Here is a 346-nt window from a genome sequence, read left to right on the forward strand (position 1 = left end):
TGGTGCGGATCTACGGTAAACCCGGATGCATAGTCAGCGATCGAGCCATTGGAACGCCATTGGTCCGAGAGACAATGGCGAGGGGGACGGAGTTCACGAGCCGGGCCATTCTGAGGTGGGCCGATCAGAACGCAATTCCGTGGCACTATATCGACCCAGGGAAGCCGCAGCAGAACGCCTTTATCGAGTCATTCAACGGCAGCATGCGCGACGAACTGCTGAACGAGGAGATATTTGACACCCTGGACGACGCCCGCCGGAAGCTGGCGCTCTGGCGTTACGATTACAACACCGTCAGGCCGCACTCATCGCTCGGGAACAAAACACCGGCCGAAGCGCGCCGGAC

1 pseudogene is annotated in these 346 nt (G+C 59.8%); it reads left to right on the plus strand.

The annotated features are described in order from the left end of the window. Positions 1-83: 83 nt before the first annotated feature. A pseudogene (locus FCK22_RS18080) lies at positions 84-346 on the plus strand (integrase core domain-containing protein); the annotation flags it as partial.

This window comes from Sulfitobacter sp. 15WGC (genome assembly GCF_005068605.1).
Taxonomy (GTDB): Bacteria; Pseudomonadota; Alphaproteobacteria; order Rhodobacterales; family Rhodobacteraceae; genus Sulfitobacter; species Sulfitobacter faviae.